At 39.9% G+C, this 2,591-nt stretch carries 4 protein-coding genes and 1 pseudogene; 3 read left to right on the top strand and 2 right to left on the bottom strand.

Features of this window, described 5'->3' with window-relative positions:
- Positions 1-228: 228 nt before the first annotated feature.
- The 3 genes from repM (at position 229) to ACFW0C_RS09705 (ending at position 1,416) form a co-directional block, all read left to right on the top strand.
- Entirely contained in the window at positions 229-849 is a 621-nt protein-coding gene (repM, locus tag ACFW0C_RS09715) for a replication initiation protein RepM (RefSeq protein ID WP_378107040.1), read from the top strand.
- Between the two features lie 156 nt (positions 850-1,005).
- Entirely contained in the window at positions 1,006-1,167 is a 162-nt protein-coding gene (locus tag ACFW0C_RS09710) for a hypothetical protein (RefSeq protein WP_378107038.1), read from the top strand.
- 15 nt (positions 1,168-1,182) lie between these two features.
- Positions 1,183-1,416: a hypothetical protein gene (locus ACFW0C_RS09705; protein ID WP_065996352.1), complete on the top strand. Its 234-nt coding sequence runs from the start codon at positions 1,183-1,185 to the stop codon at positions 1,414-1,416.
- Between the two features lie 21 nt (positions 1,417-1,437).
- Here ACFW0C_RS09705 and trbL read toward each other — a convergent pair.
- Both trbL and ACFW0C_RS09695 read right to left on the bottom strand, forming a co-directional pair.
- Positions 1,438-2,346 (bottom strand): annotated as a pseudogene (gene trbL, locus ACFW0C_RS09700) (P-type conjugative transfer protein TrbL); the annotation flags it as partial.
- An 18-nt stretch (positions 2,347-2,364) separates the two neighbouring features.
- On the bottom strand, positions 2,365-2,591 hold a 227-nt coding region (locus ACFW0C_RS09695; RefSeq protein WP_378107036.1), incomplete at its 5' end, for an aminoglycoside adenylyltransferase domain-containing protein.

Here is a 2,591-nt window from a genome sequence, read left to right as displayed (position 1 = left end):
CCTCCCCTCTTTTTTAATTTTTTTATTTTTTTTAATTTTTAGGGTGACTGAAATCCTTATATAGCAATGGTTTCAGACTTTATATAGCAACGTTTATCTTGCAATATAGCAACGTTTATCTTGCAATATAGCAACGTTTATCTTGCAATATAGCAACGTTTATCTTGCATATTACAACATTGTTATATAATGTTGCTATAACAACAAAATTCGAATAAGTTGCTATGTATGAAAAAAGACCTAGTCGTTAAGGATAATGCGCTGATCAATGCCAGTTATAATTTAGACCTTGCAGAACAACGCCTAATCCTTTTAGCAATACTGGAGGCGAGGGAGTCTAATATCCCTAGTGACCGTGATTTAACTATCCATGCAGAAAGCTACATTAACCATTTCAATGTCCATAGAAACACCGCCTACAAAGTCTTAAAGGATGCTTGCAAAAACTTGTTTGAGCGTCGCTTTAGTTACCAAAAATTAACGGCTAAAGGCAATCTTGAGAATGTTATGAGCCGATGGGTACAGCGTGTGTCCTATGTTGAAAATGAAGCCCTTGTCCGTATCAGGTTTTCAGATGATGTTGTGCCACTGATCACCAACCTAGAGAAGCATTTCACCAGTTATGAACTGGAGCAGGTAAGTAGCCTAACGAGTGCCTATGCCATACGTTTATATGAACTACTAATTGCATGGCGTAGCACTGGGAAAGTATCAATGCTTGAAACTAAGGAATTGAGGTCAAGACTTGGTGTATTGGACACAGAGCATCAACGGATGGAATCGTTTAAAAGACGAGTATTAGAGCCTGCTATTCAACAAATTAACGACCATACCGACATTAATGCATAATACGAGCGACATAAGCGAGGACGTTCAATCATTGGGTTTTCATTCAGCTTTAAACAGAAATCCAAGCCTAAAACAATCAACCATGAACGAGATCCAAGCACGGTTGATATGTTCTGCAACTTGTCAGACAGTCAGATAAATACTTATAGCTCAGTATTGTCTAAAGTCCACAGTATCAGCGACCTAGCAGGGAATAAGGACTATCAAGCATTTGCAATATGGATTGCCAATATTTTACGTGACCCGTCCAGTGTGCGAGAAGAAACGGCAAAACGCATATTCAAGGCATTGCGAACAGAAACAGATTTTAAAGGTTAAATGGGAGTATTACTAATGACTGATTTATCAAAACTAAGTGAAACCGAGCTATTAGCTATCTGGAATAAAGATAATTTTGGACTGAAAGGTCAACTATACAAACTAGAACAAGAGTACATCGAAGCCAAAGAAATATTGGATAACTGGCAGAATAAAGACCACCCACTTTATGAACGTCATCAAAGTTGTGTGGATGGTCTTATTACAAGGATTGAGCGTATAAAACAACAACTAAACAAATGCGAATAATCAGAAAAAATCTGTCTCGCCCTATGAGATAGTGTTTTCATCCTGATTGCTTTTAGATCGTTTTGACCGTAGCTCGTTTGCTTTATTCATCATCGAGCCAGCCATACGTCCACCAGTCGTAGAACCACTTAAACGACTACCAAGGTCACTTTTTAAAGCAGAACTCATATTCATGGCCATATTACCAGCCATAAAACCAGCTTTACCCATTGCACTCGATGGGCCTGTGCCAGTTGCTTGAGCCGTTTTAAGCTGTTCACTTGCCAACGCTCCAGCGCCTTTTGTAGCCATAGACGCACCAGCTGCACCAGCAGCAGCGCCAGCTGTCGCAGCAGCCACAGCACGTAGGGCAGAAGTTAAAGCAGCACCACTTCCAATAGATGAACCGTTAATCACACCTTGGAGCATATCAGGCACAATTTTGGTTAATGCCAGCAGTACCACACTACAGCCAATCATACCCACCAAACTTACATTGTCTTCAACATTAAAGCCCGTAGCCCACTCTTGGATAAAAGTAAGTCCAAGACCTGCAATCAATTGTAAGATAAATATTTTTGCACCGACTGAAACAGCATATTGAATAGTTTTCAAGGCATAGTCTTTCGTCCATTGCGAACCTGCAAACCCCATCATTAAGACACTAGCTGACACCACGATATACATTTCAACCAACGCCAAAACCAAGAACGCACAAATCAAGGCAAATGCAATCATGATAATGATTGAAGCAATCAGCATCCCCAATGAATCAATAGGCGACCAAGCACTTACCGAGTTTAAAATCTCTTGGACGATCTTCCAGCCGTTCACAAAAAAATCTGAGGGTGTAAGCAGACTGTAGCCACTGGCGGTAGATGCAGCCTGCCTGAAGCTATTTACAATCGCTTCAGCGAACGTTGCGTAGTTCATACAAAGCCAATACATAAATCCCCAAAAAAAAAATTATTATGTGATCAGATTTCTTTTCTGCTCAAACTGCTCTTCAATTTTTGAACTCAAAAAATTGACAATAGGCTGCAAAGCATAATGCTCCTCTTGCCAATTTTGTTTGCCGATTTCCCCTCTATATTCCTGTATAAGTCGCTGCAATACGAATTTCTGCTCATCAGAAAGCTGAGACATAACCCATCGTGCAGCATTGTCTTTTGAAGAAATATCCTTCATCAATAAAC

This window comes from Aerococcus sp. NPDC058936 (assembly GCF_042741995.1).
In the GTDB taxonomy this organism is placed as follows: Bacteria; Bacillota; Bacilli; order Lactobacillales; family Aerococcaceae; genus Aerococcus.
Note: the sequence above shows the minus strand (reverse complement) of the source record. Positions and strands in the feature narration are given on the sequence as shown.

Excerpts from the sequence above, each read along its gene's own strand:
- repM (WP_378107040.1), top strand. The coding sequence starts at position 229 with ATGAAAAAAGACCTAGTCGTTAAGGATAATGCGCTGATCAATGCCAGT.
- ACFW0C_RS09705 (WP_065996352.1), top strand. The coding sequence starts at position 1,183 with ATGACTGATTTATCAAAACTAAGTGAAACCGAGCTATTAGCTATCTGG.